Source organism: Streptomyces sp. NPDC050528 (assembly GCF_044457795.1).
In the GTDB taxonomy this organism is placed as follows: Bacteria; Actinomycetota; Actinomycetes; order Streptomycetales; family Streptomycetaceae; genus Streptomyces.
On the sequence record NZ_JBITHH010000005.1, the window covers coordinates 663,979 to 681,345 of the forward strand.

The window sequence follows — 17,367 nt, forward strand, 5'->3', positions numbered from 1 at the left end:
TGCGGTCGGGTCAGGAAGCAGCCCTCGTCCGCCGACCCGGCAATCTCCTCCGCACCGGTTCCGGTCCGCACGCCGCCCACACCAGCACCGCGCCCACCAGCACCATCGCCCAGTGCTCGTGCCCCGCCCCCCACTGCTTCTCCGGCGGGGAGACGTACATCCCCCAGGCGTCGGGCAGGGCGAGGGGCGACACCAGGGCGACGACCAGGAAACCGGCGGCGACGCGCTGGCCGGGTTCCGGTTCGGCGGTGAAGCGGACGGCCGTTGCGGCTGCGGCCAGGGAGAGCACCGCCGCCGCTGCCGCCTCCAGGGTCATGTCGCCCACCGGAGGGCGGACCTCCGACGGGATCAGCAGCACCGTCGCCGTCCACCACAGGGCCGCGAACGGGGCGACCAGTGCCACCCGCAGGGTCGTGCGGAGGATACGGCGGGTCGGTACCGAGGACATCAGGTCGCGGGCCGGGTCGTCCAGGAGGAAGGCCAGGCCCAGGGCGAAGGCGAGGGCGGCGGCGCGCAGCGCGACGAGCGCGGACCACGGGTTCGGTTCGTCCGAGAGGAGGCGGGGCAGCGCCGCGATCAGCAGGGCCACCGCCGCGGTCGCGCCCAGCGCCCGTACCGGGAGGGCGCGCAGGACCGGGCGGATCAACTGCGTCAACACCCTTGCCGTGGAGGGAAGTTGGGCGTCCGTCTGCTCAGCCTTCCCGCTCTCCCTCGTCATCACTCGCACGTGTCCGCCCCGGCCGGACCCTTGACGCCCAGCAGCTCGGCCACCTTGGCCGTCGTCACCTTCGGAGAAGTCAGTTCTGCCCAGTGCGCCTTCACCTTCGGCGTGATCGTGGTCGGGCCCGCCGCGAGCAACTCCCTTACGACGCTGGTCTGTCCGGCCGTCATCGTCATTCCGTTGGTCGGCGACAGGACGGAGGCGGAGCCGGTCACGCTGTCGTCCAGGCGGACCGCGCGGAGCTCGGAGACCGGGTCGGACATCCAGCCCAGGGCCAGCCACATGATGGTGACCATGCGGCCGTCGCACACGTCACCGCCGGCCTTCTCGTTCCCGAGGACCAGGACGGAGGCGACCGCGGCGGAGAACTCCGGGGTCCGGGGTCCGCCCCACATCGTGCGGACGGTGACCTGGTTCGGGGTGGTGGACGGGTCGATCGCGCCGTCGGCCTCCATGCCGTAGCGGGCCTCGACCCGTTGCTGTACGAGGAGTTTGCGGGTCTGGGCGGTGCCGCCCGCCAGGGACTGGACGTGGTCCGTGACGTCGGCCCAGGTCGCCGTCCTGGGGGCCCACTCGGGGAACGCACAGTACGTCGAGCGGCCGTGGTGGACGCAGGACTGGACCCTCTGCGGGTTGAGTGTGGCCACCGTGCGGGCTGCGGTCATCTCCGACGAGACGCCTGCCGCCTGGCCGACTCCGCCGGCCACGCCGAGGGCGATCGCTCCGGCCAGCGAGCCCGCCAGTACCGTCGTCGCCGTCTTCGTACGGCCCTTGCTGATCAGTACCGCGAGCAGGGCGAGGGCCAGGGCCAGGCCCGTCAGGTACAGGGCGTGCGAAACCGCCGGGCGGCCGATCAGTTCGGAGGGGATCGTCTTGGTGCTCCCCTCGCCGACGATCGGGGTCAGCCAGGCCGTGGCACCGTCGCCGCCGAACGAGACCGGCGCGAGGACGGAGAACACGAGGAGCAGGACCGCGGCCACCGGGATCGCGAACGGCTTCGGCACCACCCTCGCCATCAGCAGGCCGATCGCCCCGCACAGCAGCACGCACAGCGGGCCCACCAGCAGCTCGCCCACCGAACCGGTGCCCACCGCCGTCGACTTGAGCGCCTGCCAGCCGAACTGGGCCGCCACGCCCAGCACGACGAGTCCGGTCACCGGCAGGATCGACAGCGCGTGCGCTGCCGTACGGCGCCATGGTTCGAGGACGAGGACCCCGAACAGCCGCTCCGTGTCGTTCCGTTGGGAACGCAGCACGGCTTGGTTGACGCAGAGCAGGACCGCGAGGCCGACCAGCACCGGACCCGTCTGAGTCTCGCGGTCGACGTCCTGGAGGGCCGGATAGCCGTTCCAGGCGCCCTTGCTGCTCCACACGATCCAGGCGACGTAGGCCGCCAGCATGAACAACACCGGGATACGGAGGAGGAGTTTGCGGGACTCGAAGCGGGCCAGGGCGAAGATCGCCGCCCAGGACTGGCGGGCGGGTGCCGTGCTCGTTCCGGCGGGGGTCAGGGTGAGTACGGTGCTCATGCCGTCGCCTCCGCGTGCATGCCGTCGAGGGTGAGCAAGTAGCCGTCCTCCAGGGTGGGTTCGACGAGTTCGGCGCCGGGCGGCGGGTCGCCCACGTTGCGGAAGACGCCCAGGCCGGTGCGCCAGCCCGCCTTCGCGCCGGGGTCGCGTTCCGAGCTGCTCCACACGCGGCCGGCGGCCCGTGCGGTGAGTTCGGCCGGGGTGCCGTCGAAGCGGACGCGGCCGCCGGCCATCACGACGACGCGGTGGCAGAGCATCGCCACGTCCTCGGTCTGGTGGGTGGACAGGAGAACCGTTCGCCCCTCCCCTGCGCGGGCGATCAACTCCCTGAAGCGCATGCGCTGTTCGGGGTCCAGGCCGACCGTCGGCTCGTCCAGGACCAGGAAGCCCGGGTCGCCCACCAGCGCCGCCGCGAGCGCGACCCGCTGGCGCATACCGCCGGACAGCTTCTTGATGCGCTTTCCGCGTACGTCCGACAGATCGACCTCGGCCAGCACGCGCCGTACCTCGGTGTGACGGGCGGTGCGGTCGGTCAACTCCTTGAGGATCGCTACGTAGTCGACGAAGTCGAAGGCCGAGAAGTCGGGGTGGAAGCCCGGCGTCTGCGGGAGGTAGCCGAGCACACGCCGGGTCTCCTGGCGGCCGGCGGGCGTGCGGGGGTCGTGGCCGAGGACGGTGAAGCTGCCCTCGTCGGCGGGGGTCGCGGTGGCCAGCACCCTCAACAGGGTTGTCTTTCCGGCCCCGTTGGGGCCGAGCAGGCCGGTGACGCCTTCGGTGAGCCGCAGCGACACGTCGTCGAGGGCGGTCGTCAGGCCGTAGCGCAGGCTGAGCCCGGCCGCGGAGACGGTGGTGGTCATGACGTACTCCAGTCAGGAAGTGGCATGAAGAAGTGGTGCGAAGTGGTGTGAAGTCGCTTGAGAAATCAGGCCGTTGGGCGGAAGCCCGGGGTCTTGGTGTCGAAGCGGTCGCGGGCCAGGTAGAGGAGGCCCGTGGCGAGGGCCGCCACCGCCGCGGCCACCGTCTGGCCGGTGGCGGTGAAGGGGGCGAGCGTGCCGCCGTGGGTCGCCTGCTCGCGGGCGATCACCAGCAGGGCCGTCCAGGCCCCGCCGACCGCACCCGGCGCGAGGACCGGGCCCAGGCGCGGGGTCAGTGCGAGGCTCGTCGTGGTGAGGGCGAGCGCGGGGAGCAGCCAGGCCAGGGCGGCGAGGCCATATCCGGGCAGGGCCAGGGTCGCGAGGCCGTTGAGGCCAAGTCCCGCCACCAGTACGGCGGTTGTGCGGATCATGAGCAACTTGAAGCCGTGCATCGGGGCTACGACCGTCATCTCGTACGTCGGGTCGAGCACCGGGCCGTACGCCATCGCCACGCCCGCGAGCGGCAGCAGCGGGGCGAGGGCGAGGAAGACGTTGGGTGTCGCGACGTTCGACGCGTCGGTCACCAGGACCGTCATCAGCAGCAGCAGGGCCACCGCCCCGAACCACGAGCGGCGCAGTACCGGTGTCGCCGCGAGCAGGCGTGCCGTGTGGTCGGCCACGCCGATCCGGACGAGGAGGGATTCCGCCAACCCCCTTCTGGGGGCGTCGAGTTCGGCGTCGAGGCGTTCCCAGCCCGCGTCCAGCACCACCGGGTCGGTGACCGACGCCAACAGGGCCCGGCAGTCGGCGCACTGGGCGAGGTGGGTGTCGGCGGACCAGAGCATGGGCGGTGCCAACTCGCCCCGCGCATAGGCGCGTACGTCGTCTTCGGCCACATGCCAGGTCATGCCAGCTCCTCCCGCAGTTGCTTACGGGCCCGCATGGCCCGTGTCTTGACCGTGCCGGCGGGGATGCCCAGCAGCACGGCGGCCTCCCGGGTGGTCAGCCCGTCGATCACGGTGGCCTGGAGGACCGCCCGCAGTTCCGGCGAGAGCCGGACCAGCGCACCGGCGAGGTCCCCGTGCTCGACTCCCGCGAGCACGCGCTCCTCCGCCGACGCCTCGTCCCGGTGCCGCAGCCGCGCCAGCGCCTGCCGCATCCGGCCGCGCGCCCCGTCGCCGCGCAGCACGTCGATCAGCCGCCGCGACCCGATCCGCCACAGCCACCCGGCCACATCGCCGTCCTCCCGGTAGCGGGCACTGCCCCGCCACACCGCGAGAAACGTCTCCTGTACGACGTCGTCGACCATCCCGGCGTCGGCGCACCGGCCGCGCAGCCGCGCGGTCAGCCACGGCGCGTACCGCCGGTACAGCTCCTCGAACGCGCGCCGGTCACCGTCCGCCGCGATGGCCCGCAGCAGCTCCCCGTCGCTTCCCGTATCCCTCACGTCTCCTCATCGCACGAGCCCCGCCGATCGGTTCACGGACCGGCACATCGGTCTCTCTCGACTTTCCCAGCCCGCTTGACTTTCGCGGCCCGCCTGCACCACCCTTTCACTACTCAATTAGTGAAAGGGTGGTGGAACCCCAGTGGTCGAGTACCGCATCGACCGGCACAGCGGCGTGGCCACCTATGTACAGATCGTCCAGCAGACCAAGCAGGCGCTGCGCCTGGGAATGCTGGAGCCCGGCGACAAGCTGCCCACGGCCCGCGAGGTCGTCGAGGCCACCGCCATCAACCCGAACACCGTCCTCAAGGCCTATCGCGAGCTGGAGCGCGAGGGACTCGTCGAGGCCCGCCGGGGCCTGGGCACGTTCGTCCGCAAGGGGCTGAGCATCACGCCCGCCGACTCGCCGCTGCGCTTGGAGCTCGACGACTGGGCCGCGCGGGCCCGGGAGGCCGGCCTGGGCCGGGACGACATCGCCGCGCTCTTCACCGCCGTACTCGACCAGCACTTCCAAGGAGAACCTTCATGACAGGCACCGCCGCGATAGAGGCCGCCGCGCTCGGCAAGCGGTTCGGCCGGCGGGGAGGGTGGGCCCTGCGGGACTGCGCCTTCCGGCTGCCCGCCGGGCGGGTCTGCGCGGTCGTGGGACCGAACGGCGCGGGCAAGTCCACGCTCCTCGCCCTGACCGCCGGACTGCTCGCCCCGACCGAGGGCACGCTGTCCGTCCTGGGCACGACGCCGGGCGCGGCCCGCGAGCAGGTGGCCTACGTCGCGCAGGACAAGCCCCTCTACCCGCAGCTCACCGTCGCCGAGACGCTGCGCATGGGCGCCGACCTGAACACCGACCGCTGGGACGCCTCCGTCGCCGAACGGGTCGTAGCGGACGGGGACTTGAACCCGAAGTCCCGCATCCGCGCCCTCTCCGGCGGCCAGCGCACCCGCGTCGCGCTCGCCCTCGCGCTGGCCAAGCGGCCCGAACTGCTGCTCCTGGACGAGCCGATGGCCGACCTGGACCCGCTGGCCCGGCACGAGATGATGGGCATCCTCATGGCGCAGGCCGCCGAGTTCGGCACCACGATCGTGATGTCCTCGCACGTCGTGGCCGAACTGGAGGATTCCTGCGACCACTTGCTGCTGATCGGCGGCGGCCGGGTCCGCCTCGCCGGTGAGATCGACGAGCTGCTCGCCGCGCACGTCCGTGTGTCCGCGCCCGCGCACACGGTCCTCGACCCGCACACGGTCGTCGAGTCGCGCACCACCGGCCGCCAACTCACCGCCCTGGTCCGCCCGTTGAGCCCGCTCGACACCGAATGGCGTACCAGCACGCCCTCGTTGGAGGAGCTGGTCCTCTCCTATCTCCGCAACCCGGAGGCCGGCGCCGCCCCCGCCGCCAAGACCGAGGAGACCGTCGCATGACCGCCCCGGCGACCCCGCACCCTCGGGAAGCCGGGACCACTTCTAACCACTCACACACCAGCACAGTGGTTAGTCTCGCCCCCAGCCTCCAGCACCCACCCGCCACCGACACTCCGGAGACCGCCGTATGACCGCCCTCGCCGCACCGCCGGTCGCCGCGCGCCGGAACGGATCGCCTCGTCTGCTCCGCTGGCTGATCCGGCTGCACCGGCCCGCCCTGGCCGCCTGGGCCGTGTTCGTGCTCGTCCTCGTCGGCCTCCTGCTGTGGCTGGGCGGGCCGCTCACCGACGCGTCGGCCACCGCGTGGCATCAGTACGACGCCTGCTCGTCGACGTCCCCCTGCAGCTACGACGTGAGCGCGATCGGCCGTTACAAGGACTGGTACACCTACACGACCGTCGCCGTCGTCGCCGTTCCCCTCCTGGTCGCCGCCTGGTCCGGCGCCACGCTCACCAGCCGCGAACTGGAGCACGGCACCGCGCAGTTGGCGTGGACCCAGTCGGTCTCACCGGCCCGCTGGCTCGCCGCGAAGCTCGCCCTCCCGGCCGTCCTGATCGCCGTGGGCTCCGGACTGCTGGTCGCTCTGCACCACTGGGCATGGTCGAGGAGCCAGGGCCGGATCGACACCGCCAAGAGCTGGTACGACATCGGCACCTACGCCGCCAACGGCACCGCGACCGCCGCCATGGCCCTGGCCGCCCTGGTGATCGGCGCCCTCTTCGGTCTGCGCACGCCCAACTCCCTCGGCTCGATGGTGGGTTCACTGTTCGGCACGGGGTTCCTGTGGAGCGTCATGGCCATCGCCACGCCCCACCTGTGGCCCACGGTCACCCAGGTCAGCAGCCTCAAGCGCGACCGCCCGGCGGGCTCGGGCATCGTCATGGAGCAGGGACTCGTCACCTCCACCGGCGCGCACATCGCCAGCCCGAACTGCGGAACCATCGACTACGCGCCCTGCAAGGCCGTCTACGCCAAGCTCGACGCCGTCGGCTACTACAACGAGTACCACCCCCAATCCCACTACTGGCCCCTCCAGTTGACGGCCACCGCGATCATCCTCGCGGTCACCGCCGCCCTGACCATGGCCACGTTCGCCCTCCTCAAGCGCCAGACCGGCCCGGCGGCGCCCGCACGTAAGGCAGCCGCCGTATGACCGCCCTCGCCCTGAGCCCCACCGCGCGACCACAGCGGGCCGTACGGCGGCTGCACCGACCGGCGTTGATCGTGTGGGGAGTGTTCCTGCTGCTCACCGTGGCGGCGCTGCTCTGGGTGCAGTTGTCCCGGGTCCCCGCCGAACGGGCCGACCTGCACTACCAGTTGACCTGCAAGCCGTTCCCCGACTGCGTCCCGGACACGTACTTCGTCCTCACCAACGTCAACAACATCATGAACTTCCTTGGCGAGGTGCTCAGTTACGTCTCCATAGCCGTCGCCGCCTGGGCGGGCACCGCGCTCGTCGCCCGCGAACTGGAGTCCGGCACCGCCCGGTTGGCCTGGACCCAGTCCGTCACCCCGGCCCGCTGGCTGACCGCCAAGCTCACCGCGGCCGCCGTTCCCCTGGTCGCCGGCACCACCGTGCTCGCCCTGCTCTTCGCCTGGGTTTGGACCACCGACCAGGACGTCCTGGTCACCAACTGGTCCTGGGACCGCGTCCTCGTCCCGGCCGGCCCGCTCGCCGTAGCCCTGGTCCTCTTCGCCCTGGCCGTCGGCACCCTCGCCGGAGTCGCCCTCGGCCGCACGCTGCCCGCGCTCGCGGTGGCCGCCGGGGTCACGTATGCGGCCCGGTACTTCTTCGGCCGCACGTGGGACAACATCTGGCCCGACCGCCACTTCTGGCCGGTCCAGCTCAGCGCGACGGCCGTACTGCTCGCCCTGACCGCACTCGCCCTCGTGGCCGCCTACGTCCAGCTCGGCCGCCGTACCGACATCAAGGGAGCCGCCGTATGACCGCCCTGGCCACCGCCCCGGCGACCCGCCCGGGACCGACCCGCCCGTGGCGCTCGGTGCTGCGGCTGCAGCGCGGCCTGCTGATCGTCTGGTCCGTGATCTTCACCGCCGGCTCCGGTGCCCTGCTGTGGGCCTACGGCCCCGGGGGGAGCGCCGCCGCGGCCGCCTGGAAGACCAAGTGCTCCGTCCACGGGTGCGACTGGAGCGCCCCGATCACCAACTACCACCTGGCCCGTGCCGCCGCCGAGTTCCTGATCGGCATCATCCCCTTCGTCGCCGCCGCCGCGGCCGGCGCGCTCATCGGCCGCGAGCTGGAGAACGGCACCGCCGACCTCGCCTGGACCCAGTCCGTCTCCCCGTCCCGCTGGCTGGCCACCAGCCTCGCCGTGCCCGCCGCCCTGCTCACCGCCGGCACCACCGTCCTGGTCCTGCTGCACCGGCTGCTCTACGACGCCCACCAGGTGCCGGTGACCTGGCAATGGTGGAGTGACCCGACCTTCAACGCCAACGGCACCATCGCCCTCGTCTACCCCCTGCTCGGCCTGGCCCTCGGCGCCCTCGCGGCCCTCGTCCTGCGCCGCGCCGTCCCCGCCCTCGGCCTCGCGGCGATCGCCACGGCACTCGTGCACACCGTCCTCGGTGTCGCCCGCCCGCACCTGTGGCCGTGGGTGACCCGCACCGGCTCCGTGAGCACCGGCTACAACCCGCCGCCGAACGTCCTCCTGGGCGACCAGGGCGCCATCACCGCCACGGGCGCCCATGTCTCCGACACGTGCTTCACCGACCACATCTGCGCCAAGGCGTTCGATGTCACCGGCTACTACGTCGACTACCACCCGGCCTCCCACTTCTGGCCCCTCCAACTCATGGAGACCGGCATCGTCCTCGGCGCCACCGCCCTCACCCTCACCCTCGCCTTCACCCTGCTGCGCCGCCGCACGGCCTGACCGGTTCCCCCCTCCCCGCGGCTCCCCCGCATCCGTTACGTTCGTTTGCGTGCCGTAGACGTCCGGGAGCCGCCCCCCGATATCCCGCACGCCATGTCGCCGTAACCAACGGTTCAGACGGGCTTGCGAGGCTCGGCGAATGAAGCCCGTCGTGCCAGAGCCTTCGCCGCCTCCCGAGGTGAACGGGAGCAACGGGGCCCTCGTCCCGCTCCTTCCGGCGCTGTCCGACGCGCCCGTATCACCGGTGGCGCGGAACAATGGGCACATGAGCAGCCAGCCCAACGCCCAGGCCCAGGTTCAGCACGCGCAGCCCTCCGTGGGCTCCATAGCCGCGCACCGCCCGCACACCGTGTCGGCGGCGGTCTCCGATCTGGAACCCGACATCGACGCCGACCTCGACGAGTACGAGGAGTCGCCGTACGACGGGCCCCAGCTTCCGCAGGGCCGCTTCCTGGACCGGGAGCGCAGCTGGCTCGCGTTCAACGAACGGGTCCTGGAGCTCGCCGAGGACCCGAACACCCCGCTGCTGGAGCGGGCGAACTTCCTCGCGATCTTCGCCAGCAACCTGGACGAGTTCTTCATGGTCCGGGTGGCAGGCCTCAAGCGCCGTATCGCCACCGGTGTCGCCACCCGCTCCGCGTCCGGCCTCCAGCCGCGCGAGGTGCTGGAGATGATCTGGGCCCGCTCGCGCGAGCTGATGGCCCGGCACGCCGCCTGCTACCACGAGGACATCGCCCCGGCGCTGGCGGAGGAGGGCATCCACCTGGTCCGCTGGAACGAGCTGACGGAGAAGGAGCAGGCCCGCCTCTTCACGCTGTTCCGGCACCAGATCTTCCCGGTGCTGACCCCGCTGGCCGTCGACCCCGCGCACCCCTTCCCGTACATCTCGGGTCTCTCGCTGAACCTCGCGGTCGTCGTACGGAACCCGGTCACCGGACACCGCCACTTCGCGCGCGTGAAGGTGCCGCCGCTGCTCTCCCGCTTCCTGGAGTCCTCGCCGGGCCGGTACGTCCCCCTGGAGGACGTCATCGCCGCCCATCTGGAGGAACTCTTCCCGGGGATGGAGATCCTGGAGCACCACGCGTTCCGGCTGACCCGCAACGAGGACCTCGAAGTCGAGGAGGACGACGCCGAGAACCTGCTCCAGGCCCTGGAGAAGGAGCTCATGCGGCGCCGCTTCGGGCCGCCGGTGCGCCTGGAGGTCGAGGAGTCCATCGACCGCGAGGTGCTCGACCTGCTGGTGCGCGAGCTGAAGATCAGCGAGGCCGAGGTGTACCCGCTGCCGGGTCCGCTCGACCTGACCGGGCTGTTCCGCATCGGCTCGCTGGACCGGCCCGAGCTGAAGTACCCGAAGTTCATCGCGGGCACCCACCGCGATCTCGCCGAGGTCGAGTCGGCGTCCGCGCCCGACATCTTCGCCGCCCTGCGCAACCGGGACGTGCTGCTGCACCACCCGTACGACTCGTTCTCCACGTCCGTGCAGCGGTTCCTGGAGCAGGCGGCGAACGACGACGACGTCCTCGCGATCAAGCAGACCCTGTACCGGACTTCCGGCGACTCTCCGATCGTCGACGCGCTCATAGAAGCGGCCGAGGCCGGCAAGCAGGTCCTCGTCCTGGTCGAGATCAAGGCCCGCTTCGACGAGCACGCCAACATCAAGTGGGCGCGCAAGCTGGAGGAGGCGGGCTGCCATGTCGTCTACGGCCTGGTCGGTCTCAAGACGCACTGCAAGCTGTCGCTCGTGGTCCGCCAGGAGGGCGACACGCTGCGCCGCTACAGCCATGTCGGCACCGGCAACTACCACCCGAAGACGGCCCGCCTCTACGAGGACCTCGGGCTGCTGACGGCGGACCCGCAGGTCGGCGCCGACCTCTCGGACCTCTTCAACCGGCTGTCCGGCTACTCACGCCGCGAGACCTACCGCCGGCTGCTGGTCGCCCCCAAGTCCCTGCGCGACGGCCTGATCGCCCGGATCAACAAGGAGGTCCAGCACCACCGTGCCGGGCGCCCCGCGTTCATCCGCATCAAGGTCAACTCGATGGTGGACGAGGCGATCATCGACTCGCTCTACCGCGCGTCCCAGGCGGGCGTCCAGGTCGACGTGTGGGTGCGCGGCATCTGCGCCGTGCGGCCGGGCGTCCCCGGGCTGTCCGAGAACATCCGCGTACGGTCCATCCTCGGCCGCTTCCTCGAACACTCCCGGGTCTTCGGCTTCGGCAACGGAGGCGAGCCCGAGGTGTGGATCGGCAGCGCCGACATGATGCACCGCAACCTCGACCGTCGGATCGAGGCCCTGGTCAGGGTCACCGACCCGGCCCACCGCGCTTCGCTCAGCCGGATGCTGGAAACCGGCATGTCGGACACCACCTCCTCCTGGCACCTGGGCCCGGACGGCGAATGGACCCGGCACGCGACCGACGCGGAGGGCCAACCCCTGCGCAACGTCCAGGAGATGCTCATAGACGCCCGGAGGCGCCGGCGTGGCACAGCAACACCTTGACCCGACGGATCCGGCCACGGCCAGGCCCTCCCCCGCTCCCGGCTCCGGCCGGGCGGGCGGGAGCCCCACAGGTGATGCCCTCGCGGGCTACCTGCGGGCCCAGGCCACGGAGTTCCTCCGCGCCCTGCGGTCGCACCGGGAGACCGGCAACGGGCAGAACGGCACGGAGGACTCGGTCGACGCGGCGCGCGCCCTGCGCCACTCGGCCCGCCGGATCAGCGGCAGTCTGCACACCTTCCGTCCGCTGCTGGACGCCGACTGGTCCGAGGAGATGCGCCCCGAACTGGCTTGGCTGTCGGGCACGTTGGCCCTGGAGCACGCGTGCGCGGCCCGCCTGGAGCGGCTGCTGCTCGCGCTGCACCGGCTCTCGGGCTCGGCGGCGTTCCCCGCGCAGTCGGCGGCCTCCGCGGTGGGCGGGCGGGTCACCGGCGCGGGCCGGGGCATCCCCGCACCCGCGGGCGGCCGTGGTCCCGGCACCGGACCGGCCGTGACGCCCACGGCCACCGCCGAGCGCGGCAACCTCACCGTGGGCGCGGCGAAGGCGGGCGCCCTGCTGGAGCGCCAGCTCACCCTGGCCCGGACCCGGGCCCACTCCTCCGCCCTCCAGGCCCTCGGCTCCTCCCGCTTCCACGCGGTCGCCGACCGGGTCGCCGTACTCGCCAGCGAGGTCCCGCTGACCCCGGGCGCGGGCACGGCCGACCTGCGCCCGCTGGCCGCCGCCGCCGGGGAGCGCCTCACCGACGCGGTCACCGCGCTGCCGCTGGTCACCGCCGGGCACCCGTACAACGCGGAGGCCCTCATCCACGGCCTCTCCCCCGACCCCGCCCCGCACCCCCAGGACGGCCCCTGGCACCAGGTCCGGCTGCTGCTGCGGCTGCACCGCTACGCCAGTGAGGTCCTGCACGGGGACGGCGCGCCGACGGACGTACGCCTGCTGACGGCAGGCCAGGCCCTCAATCTGCACCGGGACGCCTCGGAGGCGGCGGCCGCCGCCGCGTCGGCGGCCCGCACCCCGCGGATCGCCCCGGCGACCGCCTACGCGCTCGGCGTGCTGCACGCCGACCAGCGCCACGAGGTGGAGGCGGCCCGCTTCGCCTTTCAGCAGTCGTGGCAGAAGCAGGCGGTGGGCACCCCCTGACGCCCTGAACGAACCCGCACGGAGGAGACGGTGAACGACCAGTGACTTCCACGCACGACACCACCGTCCAGGCGGCCGGCTGCGTCCTGTGGCGCCGCCCGGCCGCCGGAGCCCTCGAACTGGCGCTGGTCCACCGGCCCAAATGGGGCGACTGGTCGTGGCCCAAGGGCAAGCTCAAGCGGGGCGAGACGTTCGAGGAGGCGGCCCGCCGCGAGGTGCTGGAGGAGACCGGCTTCGCGTGCCGGCTGGGGACCAGGCTGCCGTCGGCCCAGTACCTCGACCATCATGGGCGCCCCAAAGAGGTCCGCTACTGGGCGGCGGAGGCGACCGACGGAGCCTTCACCCCGAACGACGAGGTCGACGTACTGCGCTGGCTCACCCCGGACGAGGCCCACGAACACCTCTCCTACGAACGGGACCGGGACCTGATCTCCCTCGCCCTCATGGCCATCGGCACCGACGAGGACCCGCCCGGCTAGGGGGTGTCGTCGCGGCTTCCGGCCGGGCCCAGGACGACGAGCTCTCCGCTCTCCAGCAGCTCCGCGAGTATCTTCGGCGCGCGCCCGAAGTGGCAGTGGTCCCGCTGCGCGCGGCCGATCACCGGGTCCGGGTGGCCGAGCGCCCCCAGCACGTCCCAGTGCAGGTCCTGCGCCCAGACGTACCCCGGCTCCCCGTCGACGTCCATGTCCATCTCGTCGAGCGGGATGTCCGCGAGCGCGCAGGCCAGCCGGTACCCGTCCACGGGCCCGGCGGCGAAGTCCAGGAACGCGGCGGGGTCCGCGTCCGCGGGTGTGCCGTCGGCGGGCTCGTCGTCCCGGATGCCCGGCCAGGAGTCGTAGCGGTAGGCACGGACCCCGTCCCGCCAGACCTCCAGCTCCAGCCTGTCACCGTCGTACTGGAAGGCGGCCAGCACCGGAACGTCCAAGGCGGTACTGGCCGGCCCGGCGAGCGAGAAGACGCCGTTGCCGTCGATGAACCGGTCAGGGTGGACGAGGCAGAATCCCGGCCCGGCGGGCGCCGCGTAGGCGGCCGCGCAGACCTCGCGCAGAACGGGGGCCGCCTGTTGGAGCGGCAGGGGAATCAGTATCGAGCCGTACGTGGCCACGGCCTCACCTCCAGGAACGCCGTGAATCTACGTGCCCATGACACCGCGAGGCGAGCGAATTGTGCCCGCCGTCCCGCGGGTGCCGCGCCGCCCACCTCGCGTTACGTTGCGAACGGGCGGCCGGAGCAGGTCCCTCACCCAGCCGGGGGAACGCCCGTTCGTGGACGCGCTTCCGGGCCCGCCGAGCCTGGCATAGTCCGGAATCAGCTCGTGTCCTCGACGTGAGCGTTCCGTGACCTAACCGCACCGCCCACAGGGGTTCACCCTCCGTTCACTTATGCCCATAGGCGCCTTCACCTGTTCTGCCTAATTTCGGCCTTACGCGATGCGAGCCGCGACCTGGGGGTCGCTACCCGCGTCACCCACGTCTTCGCACGCCGCCGTAATTCAGGACGGCGGCTCTCGGAAGGAACTCTTTCAAGTGAAGCTTCAGCGCATGAACCGGCGGGCCCTCACCCTCGGTGCTCTCGCCGTCTCCGGCGCCCTGGCCCTCACGGCGTGCGGCTCGGACGACAACGGCGGCTCCTCGAGCAGCAGCAGCTCGTCGACGGCCAACGCCAGCTCCGCCAACTGCGGTACGGCGAAGAAGGGCCAGCAGCTCCTCGCCGACGGCTCGTCCGCGCAGAAGAACGCGATCGACGCGTGGGTCAAGGCCTTCAGCCAGGCCTGTGGCGTCCAGATCAACTACAAGGGCGGCGGCTCCGGCGCCGGTGTCACCTCCTTCAACCAGGGTCAGCTGGCCTTCGCCGGTTCCGACTCCGCGCTGAAGCCCGAAGAGGTCACCGCCTCCAAGAAGGTCTGCTCCGGCGGCCAGGGCATCGACCTCCCGATGGTCGGCGGCCCGATCGCGCTCGGCTACAACGTCCCCGGTGTCGACAACCTGGTCCTGGACGCCCCGACGCTCGCGAAGATCTTCGACAGCAAGATCACCAAGTGGAACGACCCGGCCATCAAGGCGCTGAACAAGTCCGCCACGCTGCCCGACCTCAAGATCCAGGCGTTCCACCGCTCGGACGAGTCCGGCACCACGGACAACTTCACCAAGTACCTGATCGCCACCACCCCCGCCAACTGGAAGTACTCCGGCGGCAAGGCCTGGCAGGCCAAGGGCGGCCAGTCGGCGGCCGGCTCCGCGGGCGTGGCCGCCGGGGTCAAGCAGACCTCCGGCGCCATCGGCTACTTCGAGCTCTCCTACGTCGGTGACGGCGTCAAGGCCGTCAGCATCAACACCGGCGCCTCGGCCCCGGTCGCGCCCAGCACCGACAGCGCCACCAAGGACATCGCCGCCGCCAAGATCGTCGGCACCGGCAACGACCTGAAGCTGCAGCTGGACTACAACACCAAGGCCGAGGGCGCGTACCCGATCACCCTGGTGACGTACGAGATCGTCTGCGACAAGGGCAACAAGGCCGACACGCTGCCCGCGACGAAGGCGTTCCTCACCTACATCGCCAGCGAGGAGGGCCAGAAGGTCCTCAGCACCATCGACTACGCGCCGATCCCCGACGCGATCATCGCCAAGGTTCGCAGCACCATCGCGAGCATCAGCTAGTCCGAGTGTGCGGCCGGGTCCCGGACCAGGGACCCGGCCGCACCGTCCGGTGCACCGCCGCCACGGACCGCACACAGCACGTGTGGACCCGCAGACCGGAGAATCCCGATGGATATATCGACAAAGAACCCTGAAGAAGCACCGCCCCCCACCCCCGAACCCTCAGTCGCGGCGCAGAAGCGCGCAGCCCGCGGCGCCACCCGACCCGGTGACCGGATCTTCCTCGGTCTCTCCCGCGGGTCGGGCATCCTGCTGTTGGTGATCATGGCCGCGATCGCGGTCTTCCTCACCTATCGCGCCTCGCTCGCGATCAGCAAGGACCACGCGAACTTCCTCACCACCTTCGAGTGGAACACCAACCTGCTGCCGCCGAAGTTCGGCATCGCCGTCCTGGCGTTCGGCACCGTGGTGTCCTCGATCATCGCCATGGTCATCGCGGTCCCGGTCGCGGTCGCCATCGCCCTCTTCACCACGCACTACGCCCCGCGCAAGCTCCGCGGCCCGGTCTCCTACGTGATCGACCTGCTGGCCGCCGTACCGTCCATCGTGTACGGCCTGTGGGGCGCCCTGATCCTCGTACCGCACATGGTCGGGCTCTTCGGGTGGCTCAACGACTACTTCGGCTGGACCGGGATCTTCTCCTGGGACGAAGGCGCGCCCCGCTCGATGCTCACCGTCGGCATCCTGCTCGCGATCATGATCCTGCCGATCATCACCAACGTGAGCCGTGAGGTCTTCCGCCAGGCCCCGCAGATGATCGAGGAGGCGGCCCTCGCCCTCGGCGCCACGCGCTGGGAGGTCATCCGCATGTCGGTGCTGCCCTTCGGCCGCTCCGGCGTGATCTCCGCCTCGATGCTCGGTCTCGGCCGCGCGCTCGGCGAGACGATGGCCGTCGCCACCGTGCTCTCCCCCGACTTCATCATCCACGCCAGCCTGCTCAACCCGGGCGGCGGAACCTTCGCCCAGAACATCGCCAGCAAGTTCAGCGAGGCGACGGCGGACGGCCGGGACGCGCTCATCGCCTCCGGTCTCGTCCTGTTCGTCATCACCCTGCTGGTCAACGGCGCGGCCCGGCTCATCATCGCCCGCCGCGCGGAGTACTCGGGGGCCAACGCATGAGCAACGCAGCCGTAGCGGACAAGCCCGCGAGCACCCTGCAGGGCGCGACCCTTCCCAGGTGGTCGCCGTACGCGATCGCCGGCGGGTCCATCGTCCTGGCCGTCCTCATCGGACTGGTCGGCAGCCTCGACAGCAAGATCCAGTGGGGTCTGATCGCGGCGATCCTCTTCGTCATCGGTACGTACGTCATCGCCTCGCGCGTCGAGGGCAGCCGCCAGGCCAAGGACCGGGTCGCGACCAGCCTGGTCTGGGTCGCGTTCCTCCTCGCCGTCGTCCCGCTCGTCTCGCTCCTGTGGACGACGATCTCGCGCGGCGTGAAGGTCCTCGACATCTACTTCCTGACCCACTCGATGGGTGTGGTCGCCGACTCCGAGCCCGGCGGCGGTATCTACCACGCCATCATCGGCAGCCTGGAGCAGGTCGGCCTCGCCACCCTGATCGGCGCCCCGATCGGTGTCCTCACCGCGATCTACCTGGTCGAGTACGGACGCGGCGCCCTCTCCAAGTGGGTCACCTTCTTCGTCGACGTCATGACGGGCATCCCGTCGATCGTCGCGGGTCTGTTCATCCTGTCCCTGATGCTCATGTGGGACATGGAGCCCTTCGGCTTCGCCGGTTCCTGCGCCCTGGCCATCCTGATGATGCCGGTCGTGGTCCGCTCCACCGAGGAGATGCTGAAGCTCGTACCGAACGAGCTGCGCGAGGCGTCGCTCGCCCTCGGCATCCCGAAGTGGCGCACGATCCTCAAGGTCGTCCTCCCGACCGCGATCGGCGGCATCACCACCGGCATCATGCTGTCGGTGGCCCGTATCGCCGGTGAGACGGCGCCCGTGCTGCTGCTGGTGTTCGGCAACCCGTTCATCAACAACGACCCGTTCCACGGGGCGCAGGCGTCGCTTCCGCTGTACATCTACCAGCAGTTCGCGCAGAGCGCGGGCGCGGGCGCGGCCTACGACCGTGCCTGGGCTGCCTCGCTCACCCTCATCGCCTTCGTGATGATCCTCAACCTGGTGGCCCGCGGCATCGCCCGCTGGAAGGCCCCCAAGGCCGGTCGCTAAGGCGACAACATCCGGCCACGGCCGGACGGAACCC

Annotated in this window: 17 protein-coding genes; 11 read left to right on the forward strand and 6 right to left on the reverse strand. The window is 71.3% G+C overall.

Annotation, left to right across the window (positions count from 1 at the left end; genetic code table 11):
- Positions 1 to 10 precede the first annotated feature (10 nt).
- From ACIBK4_RS21375 to ACIBK4_RS21395, 5 genes are all read right to left on the reverse strand, one after another.
- Positions 11 to 718: an ABC transporter gene (locus ACIBK4_RS21375; RefSeq protein WP_398996361.1), complete on the reverse strand. Its 708-nt coding sequence runs from the start codon at positions 716 to 718 to the stop codon at positions 11 to 13.
- The gene (locus ACIBK4_RS21380; protein ID WP_398996363.1) at positions 718 to 2,250 is read right to left on the reverse strand and encodes an ABC transporter permease; all 1,533 of its coding nucleotides are present in this window, start codon (positions 2,248 to 2,250) and stop codon (positions 718 to 720) included. Before ACIBK4_RS21380 ends, ACIBK4_RS21375 begins: the two co-directional genes overlap by 1 nt.
- Positions 2,247 to 3,107 (reverse strand): ABC transporter ATP-binding protein, encoded by an 861-nt coding sequence (locus tag ACIBK4_RS21385; RefSeq protein ID WP_398996365.1) that lies wholly within the window; start codon positions 3,105 to 3,107, stop codon positions 2,247 to 2,249. The genes ACIBK4_RS21380 and ACIBK4_RS21385 overlap by 4 nt, the downstream gene beginning before the upstream one ends.
- A 65-nt stretch (positions 3,108 to 3,172) precedes the next feature.
- Complete coding sequence (locus ACIBK4_RS21390) at positions 3,173 to 4,012, reverse strand: zf-HC2 domain-containing protein (protein WP_398996367.1); 840 nt, start codon at positions 4,010 to 4,012, stop codon at positions 3,173 to 3,175.
- Positions 4,009 to 4,551, reverse strand: coding sequence for an RNA polymerase sigma factor (locus tag ACIBK4_RS21395; RefSeq protein WP_366433749.1), 543 nt, complete (start codon positions 4,549 to 4,551; stop codon positions 4,009 to 4,011). Before ACIBK4_RS21395 ends, ACIBK4_RS21390 begins: the two co-directional genes overlap by 4 nt.
- A gap of 142 nt (positions 4,552 to 4,693) precedes the next feature.
- On the opposite strand from ACIBK4_RS21395, the gene ACIBK4_RS21400 reads away from it, so the two are divergent.
- From ACIBK4_RS21400 to ACIBK4_RS21435, 8 genes are all read left to right on the forward strand, one after another.
- A complete protein-coding gene (locus ACIBK4_RS21400) occupies positions 4,694 to 5,080 on the forward strand; it encodes a GntR family transcriptional regulator (protein WP_366433750.1) in 387 nt (128 codons plus the stop codon).
- Positions 5,077 to 5,967, forward strand: a complete 891-nt coding sequence (locus ACIBK4_RS21405; RefSeq protein ID WP_398996370.1) for an ABC transporter ATP-binding protein — start codon at positions 5,077 to 5,079, stop codon at positions 5,965 to 5,967. The genes ACIBK4_RS21400 and ACIBK4_RS21405 overlap by 4 nt, the downstream gene beginning before the upstream one ends.
- A gap of 127 nt (positions 5,968 to 6,094) precedes the next feature.
- Positions 6,095 to 7,120, forward strand: a complete 1,026-nt coding sequence (locus ACIBK4_RS21410; protein ID WP_398996372.1) for an ABC transporter permease — start codon at positions 6,095 to 6,097, stop codon at positions 7,118 to 7,120.
- Positions 7,117 to 7,914 (forward strand): hypothetical protein, encoded by a 798-nt coding sequence (locus ACIBK4_RS21415; protein WP_398996374.1) that lies wholly within the window; start codon positions 7,117 to 7,119, stop codon positions 7,912 to 7,914. The genes ACIBK4_RS21410 and ACIBK4_RS21415 overlap by 4 nt, the downstream gene beginning before the upstream one ends.
- Positions 7,911 to 8,861: a hypothetical protein gene (locus ACIBK4_RS21420; RefSeq protein WP_398996376.1), complete on the forward strand. Its 951-nt coding sequence runs from the start codon at positions 7,911 to 7,913 to the stop codon at positions 8,859 to 8,861. Before ACIBK4_RS21415 ends, ACIBK4_RS21420 begins: the two co-directional genes overlap by 4 nt.
- A gap of 139 nt (positions 8,862 to 9,000) precedes the next feature.
- Positions 9,001 to 11,361, forward strand: coding sequence for an RNA degradosome polyphosphate kinase (locus tag ACIBK4_RS21425; RefSeq protein WP_398996378.1), 2,361 nt, complete (start codon positions 9,001 to 9,003; stop codon positions 11,359 to 11,361).
- On the forward strand, positions 11,342 to 12,499 hold the full coding sequence (locus ACIBK4_RS21430; RefSeq protein ID WP_398996380.1) for a CHAD domain-containing protein: 1,158 nt from the start codon (positions 11,342 to 11,344) through the stop codon (positions 12,497 to 12,499). The genes ACIBK4_RS21425 and ACIBK4_RS21430 overlap by 20 nt, the downstream gene beginning before the upstream one ends.
- Before the next feature lie 41 nt (positions 12,500 to 12,540).
- Entirely contained in the window at positions 12,541 to 12,978 is a 438-nt protein-coding gene (locus ACIBK4_RS21435; protein WP_398996382.1) for an NUDIX hydrolase, read from the forward strand.
- On the opposite strand, the gene ACIBK4_RS21440 is transcribed toward ACIBK4_RS21435, so the two are convergent.
- Entirely contained in the window at positions 12,975 to 13,604 is a 630-nt protein-coding gene (locus ACIBK4_RS21440; protein ID WP_398996384.1) for a hypothetical protein, read from the reverse strand. The genes ACIBK4_RS21435 and ACIBK4_RS21440 overlap by 4 nt on opposite strands.
- Positions 13,605 to 14,025: 421 nt before the next feature.
- Between ACIBK4_RS21440 and pstS the strand changes: the two genes are divergently transcribed.
- The 3 genes from pstS to pstA all read left to right on the forward strand — a co-directional run bounded on the left by pstS (position 14,026) and on the right by pstA (position 17,333).
- Entirely contained in the window at positions 14,026 to 15,156 is a 1,131-nt protein-coding gene (pstS, locus tag ACIBK4_RS21445) for a phosphate ABC transporter substrate-binding protein PstS (RefSeq protein ID WP_398996386.1), read from the forward strand.
- 108 nt (positions 15,157 to 15,264) lie between these two features.
- A complete protein-coding gene (gene pstC, locus ACIBK4_RS21450; RefSeq protein WP_398996388.1) occupies positions 15,265 to 16,275 on the forward strand; it encodes a phosphate ABC transporter permease subunit PstC in 1,011 nt (336 codons plus the stop codon).
- Complete coding sequence (gene pstA, locus ACIBK4_RS21455; protein WP_398996390.1) at positions 16,272 to 17,333, forward strand: phosphate ABC transporter permease PstA; 1,062 nt, start codon at positions 16,272 to 16,274, stop codon at positions 17,331 to 17,333. The genes pstC and pstA overlap by 4 nt, the downstream gene beginning before the upstream one ends.
- Positions 17,334 to 17,367 lie beyond the last annotated feature (34 nt).